Genomic DNA, 15,916 nt, shown 5'->3' with positions numbered 1-15,916 from the left:
GCGGTATGCTGCACGGATAGCGGCCTGCAATTAAAATACAGAAGTGTGATTGCCTTCAAATCAAATGTAAAACTAGTGTTAAATTCTGTTCAAAACTGATTGCTCTGTATAAGGATTACAAATACATTCAACAATCATCGTGTTGCAGATGCGCATTGTCGCCGGAGGGGAGAAAGATGAATTCAATATTTACCGAGGAAAACCTACTGGCATTTACGATGGCTGCCCGCTATAGCAGTTTCAGCAAGGCGGCGGAGGAGCTTGGCTTAACCACATCGGCAATTAGTTACACCATCAAGCGCATGGAAATGGGTCTCGACGTGGTGCTGTTTACCCGCAGTACTCGTAGCATTGAGCTGACCGAGTCCGGGCGCTACCTGTTTCGCAAGGCGACCGACCTGCTCAATGATTTCCACGCCATCAAGCGCAGCATTGATACCATCGCTCAGGGAATTGAAGCCCGGGTACGCATCTGCATTAACCAGCTGTTGTATACCCCTCAACATACGGCGCGGCTGCTGCAAGTACTGAAGAAACAGTTTCCAACCTGCCAGATAACCGTCACCACCGAGGTGTATAACGGCGTCTGGGATTCCATCATCAACAACCTCGCCAATATTGCCATTGGCGCGCCCGATACGTTACTGGACGGCGGCGGAATTGATTACACCGAGATCGGCGCGATCCGTTGGTCGTTTGCGATTGCCCCGGATCATCCGCTGGCGTTTATGCCTGAACCCATTTCTGAGAGCCAGCTGCGTCTGTACCCGAACATCATGGTGGAAGACACCGCACACACCATCAACAAAAAGGTCGGCTGGCTGTTACACGGGCAGGAGTCGATTCTGGTTCCCGATTTTAATACCAAGTGCCAGTGCCAGATCCTGGGGGAGGGCATCGGTTTTCTGCCAGACTATATGGTGCGTGAGGCGATGGAAAAGTCGTTGCTGGTGACGCGGCAGATCCACAATCCGCGTCAGGATTCACGAATGCTGTTGGCAACCCAGCATTCGGCAACTGGTCGTGTCACTCAGTGGATTAAAAAAGAGTTTGGCCCACAAGGGATACTGACGGGGATTTATCAGGATTTGCTGCATCGGGCGTGATGCACCGGATGGCTGTTTACCTTCCGGTGCACATAAGATAATCAGGCGCGGATATCGTCGTACTCGCGAGTTTTATCAAATTCATGTTTAGCAAACGGGCACAGCGGAATAACTTTGCGGTTTTCGGCGCGCATCTTCTCTACCACCTTCGCCACCAGCAGTTTGCCGACACCCTGACCTTTCAGGCTGGGATCGACATCGGTATGTTCAATGATGCTCAGATGCTCGCCCGTCGGCACGAAAACAATCTCGGCAACCTGGTTGCCCTCAGCATCATTGACATAAAACTTGTTATGGCCTGCAAGAATTTCCATGCTTCCCTCACTCATTTTTGGCGATATTTCAGCGCACCGCTCGGACAGGTATCGATGACCTTGATGACCGTGGCAACATCCACCTCATCCGGAATGATCCACGGTTTACGTTTCAGGTTAAACAGCTTCGCGCTTCCCCGCACGCAATTGCCCGAATGCTGACATATCGCCGTGTTGAAGTAGACGTCAATCTTCTCGCCGGTATAGGCCCGGTAACCTGCATCCAATAGTTCCTTATCCACGACATTGCCTCGCTTTTTTTTATTGTCTGGGTCTAATCATAGACCTATGCGAGGCTGAAGGAAGCTGCTGAAAGCAGAAATATCATTCAGGCTTTTTCTGTATCGACGGCTGCGGCTCTGGCGGCAAATACTCCAGCATCGCAGGCGTCGGCGGTGGGAGGCGGTTATCGGCAATATCCCTGTCCACATCGATATGACTGATTTCGCCATTCTCATGATGGTGGACCGTCAACACCCTCGCCTTGTTCAGTTCCGTAACCAGCTCCCGGGTAATACGCAAACTTTCTGCCAGCTCATGATCCTCAAGCCCGGGTCTGCGACTGCGGCGTTCCACCCGAAAACGAAACTGGTTGTACTTCGCCCAGCCAATCAGCACCAGGCCGTTGACCAGGGCAACAAGGATATAAAACGTGACCGTATCCAGCGTGGTGAAAAAGGGCCGCACCCCCATATACGGTGAATGCGCCAGGGCTGTGATCAGCCCTTTATAGATCAAATAGATAAATCCAACCCAGGCGATGGCCGTCAACAACACATCGATGATGCGCGGCAGCAAACGCCGCTCCGTGAAGATCAGTGGCTGGTTCATGATTCGATCCTCCCAATACCGCGGTCAGGACTCACCCAACGCGCTCTGCCACGTTTGCGTTTGAGCATCACTTTCGGGAACGCGACCAGCGTGGTGAACAGGCTTAGCATCCAGTACACCACCGGGAACCAGATAATCCAGAACAACGAGGCGCCAATGCCTTTTTCATAGCGTCGTTCAATCATCAGGCTCACCGCAAACTGCAGCAAGCACACCACGCCGAGGATAAGCCCGGTAAAGGCTGGCGGGAAAAGATGCTGTACATACAGCGAGTCCGGCATCGGGATCATCAGTCCTAACAGGAACAGCACGATACTGATCGCATAGGCAAACGACCAGGCGGTAGAAAAACAGAACTCAAGAAACAGCGGCCACATGCGACGGAACTCCCACGACCACAGACGACGCATGTTAACGATAAACACCTCTGCACCACCCTGCGCCCAGCGCAAACGCTGCTTCCATAGCCCTTTTAATGTTTCAGGCATCAGGATCCAGCACAGCGCGCGCGGCTCAAAGAATACCGACCAGTGGCGCAATTGCAGCTTCCAGCTGATATCGATATCTTCGGTGATCATGTCCGGGCTCCAGTAACCGACCTCGGCCAACGCGCGACGACGAAACGCCGCAACTACGCCGGAAACGGTAAAGATCTGCCCATAGACTCGCTGAGTACGCTTAATTAAGCCGATAATGGAAGAGAACTCACCGACCTGCACACGACCGATTAACGTAGAGCGGGTTCGAATACGCGGGTTCCCCGTCACTGCACCAACGCGCGGGAACTGGATCAGCGGAGCCACAATATAGGCAACGGCATCACGATCCAGTAACGCATCGCCATCAATGCACACCAGGTAATCACTGCGCGCAGCGGCTGCACCGGTCTTGAGCGCCAGCGCTTTACCCTGGTTTTCAGCCAGATGAATCACCCGCAGGCTGGGGTATTCCACTGCCAGTTGTTCCAGCACATCGTGAGTGTCATCCGTCGAACCATCGTTAATGGCGATCACTTCGATATTCTTATATCGCTGTGCCAGTGCTGCCTCAATGGTTTCACGCGCGTTGATCCCTTCGTTAAAACAGGGGATCAGAATGGAAACCAGTGGATTCCCCTGCAGGGTCGGTGGTGGCGTGTCATCTCCCCATTTCCAGTGACGTTCACGGTAAAACCAGAAATAGACCCCGCCGCTTATCCACAAAGCAGACATGAACAATGGCCAGAAGAAGACGAAGTTCAACATCACTTCACCCGTAAAGATGACAGCCACGCCAAACGGCAGGCTGAACATCAGACAAAGTATCAGGAAAGCAATAATGCGATCGGTCATTTTTGCGGATACCAGTATGAGGAGAACGTCGAGCGAATCTCTGACATCTCAGGTTTGTCGCTGATGAAATCATCCGGGTAATAGCCGTAGTTACCTGCACCGCTTAATTTCAGCTGGCGCATCCATTCGGCTATTTGTTTTCCGCTGATTTCAGCCTGATCCCCGGATTTACGCCAGTCTCGTGCCTGCAGTTCAAACACGGTTTTATCCAGCGCCCCAGGGGTTTGTGCAACGGCATTCACCAGTCGGTCAAGCCATGCGTTGGCATCATTGGCCGGGATCTGTTCCATGAATGGCATCGCCATCGGCGCCGTCCAGTCATAGGTATTGAGGAAATCATTCAGGTTTTGTGCAAACCAGGCTTCACTTTCAGGCTCCAGTACCGGCATGGCGTATATATTGCGCGCAGTTTGCACCTGTGGACCGCGAATATTACGCACCGTCCGGGTCAGTTGTTTGGTGAAGTCAATCAGCATCTTACTTTTCAGGCGAGTCCAGCGCTCGAACGCCTGAGGATTATTACGTATTTGCTCGATACTGCCCGGAAGCCCTGCGGCACGGTAGGCGGCTAACGCCTCCGGTGACGCATCTTCAAAATCCGTCAGGAAAGCATCGTCATGGAACAAAATACCTTTGAAGCTGGCGTGCTTCGCCAGGTCTTCATAGATTTCAGTGATGCGTTTGCGCGCTTCGCTGTCCCAGGGCGAGAGACGAACATAGTTCTCATGATTGATAGCAGTGCGTCCCGTTTTCGGATCCCATGCGGTTACGCGTGGAATGGACGCGTCGAGATCGAAAGCCAGAACCGGCATCCAGGCATACACCGTCACACCGGCCCGCGTTTGTAACTGCCAGGAGATATAGTTAAACAGATCGGCACGCATCGGCAGCCAGCGGTTGGGGAAATAGACCTCACGAATATTCCCGTCGCCCTGCGGATCGGCGTACGCCTGCAGGAAGACATGGGAAATACGCATGTCATAAACGCGCTGGATCAGCTTATCGATATTTCGCTTCTGCTGAGCAGGGTCTTTGTCATACACGTAATCCAGATCGACATGCATCACGCGCATCGTCTGTGGTTCACGGACCTGAGCGACCTGACTGGCAAAGCGCTTAAGGGATGGGTTATCAGAGATCAGCACGCGCGGAATATCATCGAGAAACGCGGCATTCGCCAACCCTTCATTAAGCGTAAAGGCCATCTTATAGCCATGCTCTTTGGCCAGGTTTAACGTTGTACCGTTGGCTGCGCCGTAAGGCCATACCCACGCGCGCGGCGATTTGCCGGTCACCGCTTTGATCTTGTTAGTGATCAGAGAGATATCCGTGTTTATACGTCGCGTGTACTGTTCGTCCGTTTCGTAAGTGCCGGTTTTCTTATCATACAGGCGGTTCGCCACAGCGGGCTCTTTACTCCCCTGCGGGTTGGCCTCAGCGCCAAAGTGCGAGTTCCAGGTGTGCGCACCGACTTCCACCAACGGCGACTTGCCCATTTCTTCGACCATTTTCCAGGTGGCGAATTTATCTCGCGCGGTCATTAAGCCGCCAAAATCGACTTTTTTGTTGGCTGGCGCATCAACCCAACTGCCTACTGGCGCCCAGAGCGCAGGCCAGTTGTAGGCTTTTAGTAGCGGCCAGACGCGGGTATAAAAACTGCTATATCCATCGTCAAAGGTGAGCAGTACCGCTTTTTCCGGCAGTACAATTTTACCGTCATGGGCGTCCAGAATTTGCTGCACGCTGATCGGCTGATAGCCATTATCACGCAGCCAGGCCATTTGGTCGCTCAACGCGCTGGTACGCACAGAGAGGTAGCGCTGGTCGGCTGCACCATCCTCCACATCATGGTAGCCGAGCACCAGAAAGCTATTTTTCGGCCACGGATGATCCGCCGTCAGCGGCGTTCTCTCTGCGGGAGGAACATAGCGAGGCGTTGTATTGTGCGCGCTGCTGCACGCGGTAATCATCAACCAGCCAGCGATTAATGCGCTAAGCCACAGGCATCTTTTCAGCATGAACAATCCTTAAAACCTGACATTTAAATCGAAAGCGAGGGAGATATTCCGCTCACGTTTACCGTCATAGGGGCGTTTATCCCAAATCAGCATCACCCCGCCGTCTACGACGTTGTTCCATTTAAGCCGTTGGCCGTATCCCACCTGGACGATAGCGCCTGCATCTTCACCTTGCTGCCAGTAGCCACCTACGCCAGCCAGACCTTGCTGCGTCCAGACGGTATCATAGTGGCGGTAAAGAACCTGCTCTGCGCTCAGGCCTGGGACAACCGAAAAATCACTCTTCGGGTTGTAATACGGAACATTTTCTTTGGTGTTGGTGCTCCCGCCGATACCCGGTGTAAAGTCCAGCGTGAAGCGCGGCGTGGTCCACATGCGCTCTTTTCCGCTGAGTCCGTATTCGATGCGATCGTTACCGTCCGAGAAATGTGATGCGGCAAACGACAGTTGATATTCACGTCGTTCGTTTTGATACCAGCGAACAAACATATCGCCGCCGTTGGCATACACGCCACTACGCAGCGCGCGCAACGGGGTATTGCGAGAGAGGCGCTCGGCCGAACCACCAACGCGCCAGTTGTCATTGAAGTCATGCCAGCCGGATAGACGCCCGCCAATCTTCTGACCATCGCCATAATTTCGGCCAGACACTTCCATTTCCGCCCAGTAATCACGGGAAGTCCATTCTGCCCCCGCCGCCAGATCGCGGCTGATGCCCTTCCCTTCCTCAAATTCACCAGTAGCAAAGTTGAATCCGGTAAACAGTCGCCAGTTGTCATTAATCGGCGGACTGTAAATAGCCGTGTTGATGTTGAAGTCATTCTTACCGCTGACCGGGCTATCGGACGAGATCCCTTGCGTACCGCTAATGCGCACTTCCGACATTTTGTGGACATCACGAATACGCGCGAGGCGCAGCGTCGCTTCATCATCCGGGCTACGGGCAATAACGTCATCCGTCAGTTCATCTGCCTGTTTCCACTCCTGGAGATCCAGCGCAACGTAAGCCTGCTGACGTTCCAGCTCCAGGTTGCTTGGCTCAATGACTTCCGCCAGCTTAAGCTCTTTCTCCGCCGCATGCGGCAATCCACGCGCTTCAAGCACAGAGGCATAGGAAATGCGCAATCCCTGGTTACCAGAGCCTGTTCGTGCCAGATGCTCTGCGAGCTTTTCTGCCTCTGGCAGTTCATTGGCAGCGATATGATATTGCGTCAGTAGCGACTGTCCGAGCAGCCAGTTATCGTTAGGCTGCGGCGTTGGCGAGCCATAGATACGCCGCAGATACGGACTCTCTTTGATCAAATCATCGACTTGTTTTTTGGCAGCATCGAAGTTTTCATTATCAATGTGCGCGTAGAACAGATCTTGTTGATCCTCAGGACTGAGCGGCGTCACCGGGATAGGTCCATTCGGGTAGTAGATGCTCGCCAGCATCGCTTCGGTTTTTTCCGGCTGGCGTTCGCTTAACCATGCTGATGCCACCCAGCGTTTTGCATAGTTTGGTACTTCGCCGCTTGCAGAAAGGGATTCATACTCATCAATCACTTCGGCAGTACGCTTACGCACCAACAGGGCACCCATACGGTCAATTCTCGCCCGACGGACATCATTCTGCGCAGACGGCTCATCTTTCCAGGCCGCCAGCAACTGGTCATAACGGGCCAGCGCTTTATCGGCCACGATAAACCGTTCTTCTTCATTACGTGCGGACGTATAGGAGGAGCGTACCATTTCAGCCGCCGCATCAAGCTCAAGACGGCGCTTCACTGGATCAGCAGTGGGAACGACCTCCGCAATATTTAAAGCGGGTCCGGAAACGCGGTTCGCCGACAGCGCAGATAGCAGCGTGGATTTTGCATTTTTGTTGCCTGGATCAACATCATCCGCCTGGCTGGCAACCAACAGTGCATCCCAGTTTTTCCCCTGAGAATGATATACGTAGGCAAGCAGTGCGTCGGAGTCTGCGCCCGGATGCGCCTGCGCCCATTTATTCGCTTCAGTAAGGGCTTGTTGGTTGTAGCGCGCATCCGCCAACGTCATTATCCAGCCGGTGCGTACATCCACGTTATCAGGCTCTTCCTGTAAAACGCTTTCCCACACCGCCAATGAATCATTCCAGTTTTTCTGGTTACGGTACGCACGTGCAGCGGCGACTTTGCCGCGCGCAGGCACATCCATCTGCCCACGATACCGCTGCCAGATTTGAATGGTTGTTTTATCGTTGTTATCAACCCAACCAGAAACTTGCAGCCAGTCGGCAACCTGATTTGGCGTTAGCGCACTTTTCTTTCCCTGATCCTCAAGGTAGCGCAATAGTGGCGCACTATTCCCCCCCCGCGCTTCAATAACCAAAGCATCATAATCTGATACCGCAGCAGAGATTTGCATAGGGAAAAGAATGCTTGCCGTAAATAAACAGCTTACAGACTTAAAACGTTTAATGAAGTTGGCATGTCGACGCATACTGAACATATCTGCCCTTATATCTTACATCAGAGTAAAAATAAGCGTTTTCAATAATTTACGGTCAATCCCTGACAGTTGCCGACCATGTAAGATGCACTGCCGCTTATTTCGTAATAGGGTTATGAAGCAATTAATTCTTTCGTCTTATTGACTACCCGCACCGCGTCCTCTAATCGTTGGACAGGAGGCATAAACTCGGGAATTTTATCACTCCATGTAGTTCGTGGCTACGCAATAAGAAAAGTCTTAGGCAAAAAAGTATTTTAGACTAAATAATCCTAATACTCTTGGGATTGAATTCTGGATTTAAACAAAGTTTGCCCGGTGACATCATGTGACGATGCTTACTATTGCTGGTTAGCATAGCTACACCGCGCAACTGTTTGCATGGTAACTATTTTGAGAGGTGAATAGAGAAAAATCTGATAATAGGCTCTCTGCTAGCAACAAAATATAACTTAATTTTTAGGGCTCAAACAGGGCCAATGAAATGAAAATAAGGGTACAGGCGCAAGAAGAATTAGATACAGTAACAATGCGTTGAAATCAAACAACTTTATTTATCATTTTTCGAAACCTACCATAATTGGTATTTGGAAACTCAATCAAATACGTGCGTGAATAATTGTGTATTACTCTACCTGTTAATATATTTACCAACCTTGCGTACTATTGACAATATCAACCACAATCAATTATTTCCCCTTACAATATGCAAGCCTATTTGCATTACAAGCAACTGATAGAAGCATAATTTTTTGCACTTACCTTCCCCTCAGACTTTCAGGTAATCTGGGCAAAGACGCCAATGGGAGCCGGTCAATGAAAATCGTTAACGCAGAAGAAAAGCACATCCTCGCCATACGCGATATCTATGCACATCATGTTCTTCACGGTACCGGCAGCTTTGAAACCGACCCGCCGGATGCACACGAGATGCTTGCTCGTCTGGAAAAAATCCGCAGCCTCGGGCTGCCGTGGGTCGTCGCTCTGCAGGAAGATAAGGTCATCGGGTATTGCTACCTCACCCGCTACCGCGAGCGCTATGCCTACCGCTATACCCTTGAGGATTCGATTTATATTGCTCCAACGGCTCAGCGTCAGGGTTTAGGAAAAGCCTTACTGCGTCATGTGATTGGCTGGGCTGAAGCACAGGGTTATCGGCAACTGATTGCCATCGTCGGCGACAGCAATAATCAGGGATCGTTAAAAGTCCATCAGCAGGCCGGATTTACGCAAATCGGCACACTGAAAAACATTGGCTTCAAACATGGGCTATGGCTCGACACGGTATTGCTACAACGTAATCTGGGTGAAGGTAACGGCACGCTACCACCGGATTCCGGTGTCGCTATCTAACGTTTTTAAGGATTAACTACAGGGAGAGAATTTTTGGAGCGGGCGAAGGGAGCCGAGGACAACTAGCTAACCTCTTGTTTCTTAAAGACTGATGAATCCAGTGGTTACAGTGATGGTTACACATCGAGAGGCTGACGGTCAAGACTTGAAGCACGTAATATTCCCACAAAAGGAATAGAACACAGTCACTGACTACCCGGCCCTTTGGTCTGACTGAGGGTCGGGCTATGGGGTAAATCGTCAGGCTTATTATATTAGATGGTCTCTCACATTTTTCAGTCAAAAAACCATCAGTATCAGTCTTTGGGCCAGACCATCAGCACGACTACCAGAGCCAGCTTCAGCAGGAAGACCACGAGATAGACTTTGTATAGGTCCATTTGGCCCTCCTCCTAACAATTGAAATGTAATAACATAACATTAAATAAAGGCCAGACACCTAGTTAGGGTAGTCTGACCAATAGTGGTTATTGTTAGTTAGCTTGTCTTAGTAAAGCTCAGGCACTTGACCACAGGCAGAACAGCGGTAGCAATACCAGTCTTCATCTTAACAGCCGTAGCAGCCTCAGCGACCACGAATACCTTACCGAGAATCTCAAGGTCATGGGACTGGGAGTTGCCATCACGGGAAAGAACCACAGTGATATGTTCGCCATCGTGACGCAGACAGCCAAAGGACAGACAGGTGAAGTGCTTCGCCAACATGAATAGGCCACGGTCAGTCCCGTTATAGTAGGCGATGTCTGTCCCCAGCATGTCCTTTACTGCATCCTCACCGCCAAAGCCGTTCTTCATAGCCAGACGGGAGAGCGCGGACACGTGGGATTCATGGGCAAGGATGCCATAGCTGGACACCTCAGAGCCATAAGCGGACTCGGTGCTCTCAAACAAAGCGTCTACGATAGCCTCAGCCTTAGGCAGGAGACTCCCGGTCAGCTCCGGGTAATCTACCGTCTTCAGCAGCCTGGAGGTCAGTAATACATCGACCATTTTAGCATTGATTGTACGGACCACATTCTCGCAGATGTTCAGGGCGTCTTGCTGGAGCGTACCAACAGTGAAACCAGTAGAGGACTTAGCGTCCCACAGCTTAGCCTGATGGCTTACGAGGATAGCTTTTTCAATTGGTTCAACGGTAATCTCGCTACCAGCGGCAGCAGTGACTACAGCGGGAGCCTTACCGCCACGGACAGGAACGACCACAGAGCGGTCAGCCAGCGTGTGAGCAATGATAGGAGTCGGTAAGCTATTACGGGTCGGCAGCAGCTCTACCGGGAACGGGATGTTCTCCTGAGCGTCTTTAAGTACACCGTTCAGCATCGTTTTCACCAGCTTAGCCAGTTCAAGGGCATAAACCTGTGGGTCAGCGTTAGTCGGCAGACCTTCGTTAATCTGGAGGTTGTCGGTATCGGTGATACGAACAGGCTCAATGCCAAACTGGAAAGCGTCTTGAAGGACACCATTCAGCGAAGGCTTCGCGGCACCTGCACGAGACTGTGTGTAAACCTGCTCATTGTTAACCTGTACGGAAACGCCATTAGTAGTGGTTGTCATAGTCATGATAATTAATCTCCTAAATTAGTTTAAATAATGTGAGTCCTCAAAACTGAGGAGTCCCTAACATCGGGTCAGGGACTGTGTGTCTTATAAGCTGTCCATCCAGTTAGCGCCTGACTCAAGGTCAGCGACAATAGCGGCACGGGAGCGACCAGCGGAATGGGTAGCACTGCGGAGGCTCTCACCATAGGTCCGGCGTTCAGCTTTGACCTGTTCGCGGCGCTGTAGCTCTTTCTGCCACTCTGCATCGGTCATGTTCTCTTCACGCATACGCTCAGCCTGAAGCCGCTGCTCTTTAGCGATACGCTCAGCCTCAGCTCGTTTGTTCATCTGGCGGCGTTGGTAGGCGGTCATCAGGTCATTACTGAAGAAGTTGCCAATAGCTACACCAGCTTCAGCCAGAGCTTCCAGTAACTCCATAGACTCGCGGCTGGTAGACGGCAGGCCTGATAGGTAGCCCGGAATGAGGGTCTTGATAGCGAGGGACAGCGGATAGGACTGACCGTCCAGACTCACAGTATTCTCGTAGAGATTGATGTCGGTGACTGACAGTTTCCAGTCTTGGTTATTGAATAACATAGTAATTACTCCTCTTGAGAGTTGAGACTATCGGTCGACCACAGGCGTGTTTAGTCCTGCGGCGTCTCCCCGCATCGGTCATCTCAAAAGGTTTAAATTAGGGTGGTGAGTAGGCAAGCTACTAACGGTGTGCTGACGACAGCTAGCAAGCTAGCGACAGTTTCATAGCGACCAGTTGCGCTATCAGCTCGTCTCGTGATTGGTGCTGGCGGGTCTCATCTTTCGGGTCTAGACCAAGCTCTCTGAGGAGGACTTCAGTCCGGTAGCCACGGTAACGGAGAGTCATGCGGCCCTCAGGTGTGCGCGGGTCAATCATCTTAGAGTCCCTCCAGCTTGCCGGATTGGGCCTGCTTCAGGAGATGCTCTTGCTTCTGCTGGTCGGTGCCAGTGAAGGCAATAAGGATGCCTCGCAGTTTATCGACTATCGCAGGCTTACCGAAGACCTCCAATCCCTTAGCGTTGAAGCGAAAGTTATAACCACCTGCTGAGAACTTCTGGTCTGACGGCTTAATGATACGGAAGCAGTCGGAATACTTTGGATTTACAGACCACTCGTTACTGATTGGATTCTTACGAAAGAGACCACGATGCTGAAGAAGTGCGGTCATTAGCTTCTGAGCAGGTAGACCATAGGTTTTGCAGTAGTCACCCCAAGTCACGCCTCGACGGTTAGCAGACTGAATGGCTGCTCGCTTCTTCTGGTCTTCCAGTTGAAGGACTCGACGCTCTAACGTCTGAATATGGTCGTAACACTTGGCGCGGAGGTGAACGGAATAGCCAGCGACCAGAATAAAAGTATGCTTACGGTCGAGACGGTACATTACCCGGCTCTCGCCTTTAGCGTCCTTGTATACTTCCTCGCCAACCAGCTCAGTTTTGAGCGCGTTAAGCTCCTCAGCCATATTGCGAATATCGCGCAGGACATTTCGGTGCTCCTTGCCTGTCAGCTCCGCAATTTCAACTGAGGTCATGGACACAAGCTGGTCGAGGTTAATGATGCTGATTTCTTGTTGGGACATTTACGTGTACTCCTTTTGTTTGCACCCTGAAGTCGCACCCCACTGACCTACTCAAGCCCCCACGTAAAGGGAGACCAGCAGGCAACAGGACGCAAACAGAATGACTTGAGGTAATTGTGATGTGGTCTGCGATGACCAGTAGTGATAAAGGTGCAAGACAGCATGTCCGGCGTCCAGATGGTGAGCGGCGATAGACCCAAGTCATAATGAAGACACGAGAACGCTAACGGGCTGGGAGTCTGACACAGGCTGTCTTGCTAGCCTTGGTATGGAGAAAGACTTAATGTCGGGAGAGCTTCCGCATAACTTGACGCATCAAGACCAGAGGCGGAATGTATGGTCCCTATAGTGATAGCTAAGGGTCCATTCCCTATAGCGAGGGTATAAGATTTGCTAACTGATAAGGCCATAATCTGACCTCCAGTTAGACCCGAAGCATGGAGACCACATCATAGCGACCATAGTTTACTTCGGGCTGACAGGACTGGAGGCTGGACTTAAAGTTCTCTTTATTGGAATTGTGATAACACAATCCATAACAAGATAAACTCATGGTCTCCTCCAGCCTGCTGGTCAGGACTCAAAGTCCAACCTCAGACACCACCACTGGTCTAACCTCTTTGAGTTTCCGCCTGTCCACAATGGATGGCAGACCTCAGCAATGATGTCTTGGTTCTTCAATTACCCGCGCAGCGATTATCACAGAGCCAACTTAATGTCGGATGTGGTCTTCTGCTCCCCGCCTGTCAAAAGGGAAGATAACCTACGTTAAAGGAGAATGGTCTCAGGCCAAGGTGATTTAACACTAGGCATCTGCGGATGGTTTCCAATCGGTCCGCTACCGGAAGCCTGAGACTATATGAATGTGTGGGTCGGTGACTATTATTAAGCTGGGGACTTAGGGTCTCTCCCTATAGTGATAACTAAGGGTCCAGTCCCTATAGTGAGGGTATATTCAATCTGACCGACCAGTCTTACTCGTTAGCGGCCTGCTGCTGTTCCCTCGCCTTCTTATCCTGATTCTCAATACCTTGGCGTGGACCCTCAGGCATACTCTTGAACATATCATCAAGCTCTCTCGGTCTCGTGATTTGGTCATCGACAATAATGTTCAGTAGCTTAAATAGGGCATGGGCCAACTTCGGGTCATCATCAAGGTTAATCTCTCCCGGATGGACTGCCTGATTACCCACGATTCGGCAAATGTCTGCGGCCTGCTGGATACGGACAGGGAGTCCTTTCTTAACGAGGGACCGAATATCAGCATTGATGTTGTCACCCGGCTCTTTGAGATGGACCATTAATTTCTGAAGACATAAGCGTAGAAGTGCAGCAGCACCTTTAGGAGACAGATTAATGATGCTTCTGGCTTCCATGTAGTCGGACTTGCAGTCATCCGGCATGTCTGGATTCGGCATTTCGATGTTTGCTGAAGCTGGTATCATCATTGTTTCGTCGTACCAGTAAGCTTTCTTATCACACCGCTCACATTTAGAAAAAGCGAAAGGTGAATCGTAACACCCATTATTACCATATTTTAATCGCACCCAACGCTGCTGGGAATAAGCACCACAATATGGACAGTTAAACGCATTACTGCCGAACACCGCCGGATAATACTCAGCCATTTACTCCAGTCTCCTTATAAACACCCGCCATCACATTAACCAGTCTATCTACCTCGACCTCTTTCGCGTAACGGTCGTAAGTTATAGACCCTGAGCTATGACCCATAATCGCCTGAGCATACGCTAACTCGACCCCATGTTGTTTTAACTGGGTCGCAACTGTATGTCTAAACGAGTGAAACGCCAAGCCGCTACGGTCAGTGAGGACTTTAGGTAGCAACGTTCGGTTAAACCATTTGCTCACCTGCTCACCGTAGCCGTTCTTCATCAGCTTGAGGCCATCGAATACCATAGCATTATCACCCTCAGTCTTTCTACGGTCTTCTACGAGTGACATAAAGTCAGCCAATACAAAACCATAAGCACCATCGACCAGCGGGACACAGCGGTCACTATGGGCGTTCTTGATACTCTTACCCGGCAGGCTGCTATCGTCTTCGTTGATATGGATATACACGGTCCCGGCCTCAGTGGTCCTGACGTCTTTGACCTGAAGTTGGGCCACCTCGTTAAGTCTTGCACCTGTAATCGCAGCCAGAGCGGTGACGTAATAATGGTATGGCTTACCTGAGGTCTTCTGAGAGTACGCTTTAGCGGCGACCAGCAGTTGCCCTACCTGCTCAGGACTAAACGCATCACGAGCGTCGGAAGCTTTACGCTGCGGGACTTTCAGCTCAAGACCTTCAGTCAGGTTCTTAGCTATCAGGTCGTTGCGTACCGCCCACTTAAACACAGCAGCCATCTTGATAAGATATTTATTGTTGATGGTAACGACATCAAGACAGTCAGTCTTAGACTCTCGGTTCAGCAGGTCAGACAGCGGCATATCCTTAAAGCGTTGCTTGCGGTTCTTCGGTATCTGCTGGAGGACCTCACGGACCCTGAGCATATCTGAACGGGTCGCCTTGCTGACATCCTGAATATTCAGATAGTCGAATATCTCGATTAACGTAGAGTGAGACGCTCGGTTCTCGCTTAGGGTCGCTGGCTTCCAGTTCTGGGCGTTCTCCTGCTCGTACTGCTCAATGAGAGACGCGAGGGTCAGTGCTTTAGTTACTCGTTCCAGAGTCACGAGAGGTTCAGGGACTTCAGGTTCTGCCAATACAGATAGGGAGACGGACGGTCTTAGACTGCCAGTCTCAGGCTCAAGGTAAGACAACAGGCCAGAGCTATCGCCCTTGAGTCTATCCTGACACGCTTTAAGCACACCGATAACGTCATTGATATAGCGATGCTGGTCTACAGTCAGGCGCTCAGTCGCTACAGCTTCCCGAAGGTTGGACTTGATGTCATCGTACTGGTCAACGTAGAGCTGGTAGGATTCAGGGTCGTTCAGGTCATCACGGCTGACACTAAGTTCCCACTCGACAATAGTCTTTAGGTGCTCCCGTAGCTCCTCATAAGAGGCGTTAGGGTTGTCTGCATGGATTGCTTTAAGTGCTGACTTGATGTGCCGTGAGTGAGCCATAGCGGTGCGTCTATCCTTAGTCCGTAGTGATACTGACGCTAGTTTATAACGGTTGTGAGAAGGAAGCGAAGCGGTCAGGCGACCAGTGGTCTTCATCCTAAGACGGATGTAAAAGACACCGTTACGCTGATAAAGGTAGGTTCTTGAGTTGAGCATGTACTGAGACCTTAGGTCTGCTCACTACGTCAACAAAGTTAGTCACAGTGTTGGTTACAGTGAGTAAAACTATCGGAAGGCTTT

13 protein-coding genes are annotated in these 15,916 nt (G+C 51.0%); 2 read left to right on the top strand and 11 right to left on the bottom strand.

Annotated features, from left to right (window positions below; translation table 11 throughout):
• Positions 1–176 precede the first annotated feature (176 nt).
• Complete coding sequence (locus LY264_RS04355) at positions 177–1,106, top strand: LysR substrate-binding domain-containing protein (RefSeq protein WP_003825551.1); 930 nt, start codon at positions 177–179, stop codon at positions 1,104–1,106.
• A 41-nt stretch (positions 1,107–1,147) separates the two neighbouring features.
• Here the strand turns inward: LY264_RS04355 and LY264_RS04350 are convergent, their stop codons facing one another.
• From LY264_RS04350 to pgaA, 6 genes are all read right to left on the bottom strand, one after another.
• Positions 1,148–1,420 (bottom strand): GNAT family N-acetyltransferase, encoded by a 273-nt coding sequence (locus LY264_RS04350; RefSeq protein WP_016157396.1) that lies wholly within the window; start codon positions 1,418–1,420, stop codon positions 1,148–1,150.
• Positions 1,421–1,431: 11 nt separating this feature from the next.
• Positions 1,432–1,662: a 4Fe-4S mono-cluster protein YjdI gene (yjdI, locus tag LY264_RS04345; protein ID WP_047413384.1), complete on the bottom strand. Its 231-nt coding sequence runs from the start codon at positions 1,660–1,662 to the stop codon at positions 1,432–1,434.
• 82 nt (positions 1,663–1,744) lie between these two features.
• Complete coding sequence (gene pgaD, locus LY264_RS04340; RefSeq protein WP_003825542.1) at positions 1,745–2,251, bottom strand: poly-beta-1,6-N-acetyl-D-glucosamine biosynthesis protein PgaD; 507 nt, start codon at positions 2,249–2,251, stop codon at positions 1,745–1,747.
• Positions 2,248–3,582: a poly-beta-1,6-N-acetyl-D-glucosamine synthase gene (gene pgaC / locus LY264_RS04335; protein WP_032937441.1), complete on the bottom strand. Its 1,335-nt coding sequence runs from the start codon at positions 3,580–3,582 to the stop codon at positions 2,248–2,250. Before pgaC ends, pgaD begins: the two co-directional genes overlap by 4 nt.
• Positions 3,579–5,600 carry a poly-beta-1,6-N-acetyl-D-glucosamine N-deacetylase PgaB gene (gene pgaB, locus LY264_RS04330; RefSeq protein WP_032944882.1) on the bottom strand — a complete coding sequence of 674 codons (2,022 nt, stop codon included), beginning with the start codon at positions 5,598–5,600 and terminating at the stop codon, positions 3,579–3,581. The genes pgaC and pgaB overlap by 4 nt, the downstream gene beginning before the upstream one ends.
• Positions 5,601–5,609: 9 nt before the next feature.
• Complete coding sequence (pgaA, locus tag LY264_RS04325; RefSeq protein WP_048225437.1) at positions 5,610–8,072, bottom strand: poly-beta-1,6 N-acetyl-D-glucosamine export porin PgaA; 2,463 nt, start codon at positions 8,070–8,072, stop codon at positions 5,610–5,612.
• A gap of 816 nt (positions 8,073–8,888) precedes the next feature.
• On the opposite strand from pgaA, the gene LY264_RS04320 reads away from it, so the two are divergent.
• A complete protein-coding gene (locus LY264_RS04320; RefSeq protein ID WP_048225440.1) occupies positions 8,889–9,425 on the top strand; it encodes a GNAT family N-acetyltransferase in 537 nt (178 codons plus the stop codon).
• Positions 9,426–9,902: 477 nt separating this feature from the next.
• Here LY264_RS04320 and LY264_RS04315 read toward each other — a convergent pair whose 3' ends face one another.
• The 5 genes from LY264_RS04315 to LY264_RS04295 form a co-directional block, all read right to left on the bottom strand.
• On the bottom strand, positions 9,903–10,985 hold the full coding sequence (locus tag LY264_RS04315; RefSeq protein WP_240498935.1) for a hypothetical protein: 1,083 nt from the start codon (positions 10,983–10,985) through the stop codon (positions 9,903–9,905).
• An 84-nt stretch (positions 10,986–11,069) separates the two neighbouring features.
• Positions 11,070–11,561, bottom strand: coding sequence for a hypothetical protein (locus LY264_RS04310; RefSeq protein ID WP_071692624.1), 492 nt, complete (start codon positions 11,559–11,561; stop codon positions 11,070–11,072).
• 317 nt (positions 11,562–11,878) lie between these two features.
• A complete protein-coding gene (locus tag LY264_RS04305) occupies positions 11,879–12,580 on the bottom strand; it encodes a Rha family transcriptional regulator (protein WP_060682233.1) in 702 nt (233 codons plus the stop codon).
• 974 nt (positions 12,581–13,554) lie between these two features.
• Complete coding sequence (locus tag LY264_RS04300) at positions 13,555–14,208, bottom strand: DUF4145 domain-containing protein (protein WP_071692623.1); 654 nt, start codon at positions 14,206–14,208, stop codon at positions 13,555–13,557.
• Entirely contained in the window at positions 14,201–15,832 is a 1,632-nt protein-coding gene (locus LY264_RS04295) for a site-specific integrase (RefSeq protein WP_071692622.1), read from the bottom strand. The genes LY264_RS04300 and LY264_RS04295 overlap by 8 nt, the downstream gene beginning before the upstream one ends.
• Positions 15,833–15,916 lie beyond the last annotated feature (84 nt).

Source organism: Citrobacter portucalensis (genome assembly GCF_023374935.1).
Taxonomy (GTDB): domain Bacteria; phylum Pseudomonadota; class Gammaproteobacteria; order Enterobacterales; family Enterobacteriaceae; genus Citrobacter; species Citrobacter portucalensis.
The sequence above is the reverse complement of the archived record's forward strand: the minus strand, read 5'-3'. Positions and strand labels throughout refer to the sequence as shown.

What these genes read in the sequence shown, in the direction of transcription:
- pgaA (WP_048225437.1), bottom strand. Translation starts at nt 8,072, where the DNA reads ATGTTCAGTATGCGTCGACATGCCAACTTCATTAAACGTTTTAAGTCT.
- LY264_RS04305 (WP_060682233.1), bottom strand. Translation starts at nt 12,580, where the DNA reads ATGTCCCAACAAGAAATCAGCATCATTAACCTCGACCAGCTTGTGTCC.
- pgaC (WP_032937441.1), bottom strand. Translation starts at nt 3,582, where the DNA reads ATGACCGATCGCATTATTGCTTTCCTGATACTTTGTCTGATGTTCAGC.
- LY264_RS04300 (WP_071692623.1), bottom strand. Translation starts at nt 14,208, where the DNA reads ATGGCTGAGTATTATCCGGCGGTGTTCGGCAGTAATGCGTTTAACTGT.
- LY264_RS04350 (WP_016157396.1), bottom strand. Translation starts at nt 1,420, where the DNA reads ATGGAAATTCTTGCAGGCCATAACAAGTTTTATGTCAATGATGCTGAG.
- pgaD (WP_003825542.1), bottom strand. Translation starts at nt 2,251, where the DNA reads ATGAACCAGCCACTGATCTTCACGGAGCGGCGTTTGCTGCCGCGCATC.
- LY264_RS04315 (WP_240498935.1), bottom strand. Translation starts at nt 10,985, where the DNA reads ATGACTATGACAACCACTACTAATGGCGTTTCCGTACAGGTTAACAAT.
- LY264_RS04295 (WP_071692622.1), bottom strand. Translation starts at nt 15,832, where the DNA reads ATGCTCAACTCAAGAACCTACCTTTATCAGCGTAACGGTGTCTTTTAC.
- LY264_RS04355 (WP_003825551.1), top strand. Translation starts at nt 177, where the DNA reads ATGAATTCAATATTTACCGAGGAAAACCTACTGGCATTTACGATGGCT.
- LY264_RS04320 (WP_048225440.1), top strand. Translation starts at nt 8,889, where the DNA reads ATGAAAATCGTTAACGCAGAAGAAAAGCACATCCTCGCCATACGCGAT.
- LY264_RS04310 (WP_071692624.1), bottom strand. Translation starts at nt 11,561, where the DNA reads ATGTTATTCAATAACCAAGACTGGAAACTGTCAGTCACCGACATCAAT.
- pgaB (WP_032944882.1), bottom strand. Translation starts at nt 5,600, where the DNA reads ATGCTGAAAAGATGCCTGTGGCTTAGCGCATTAATCGCTGGCTGGTTG.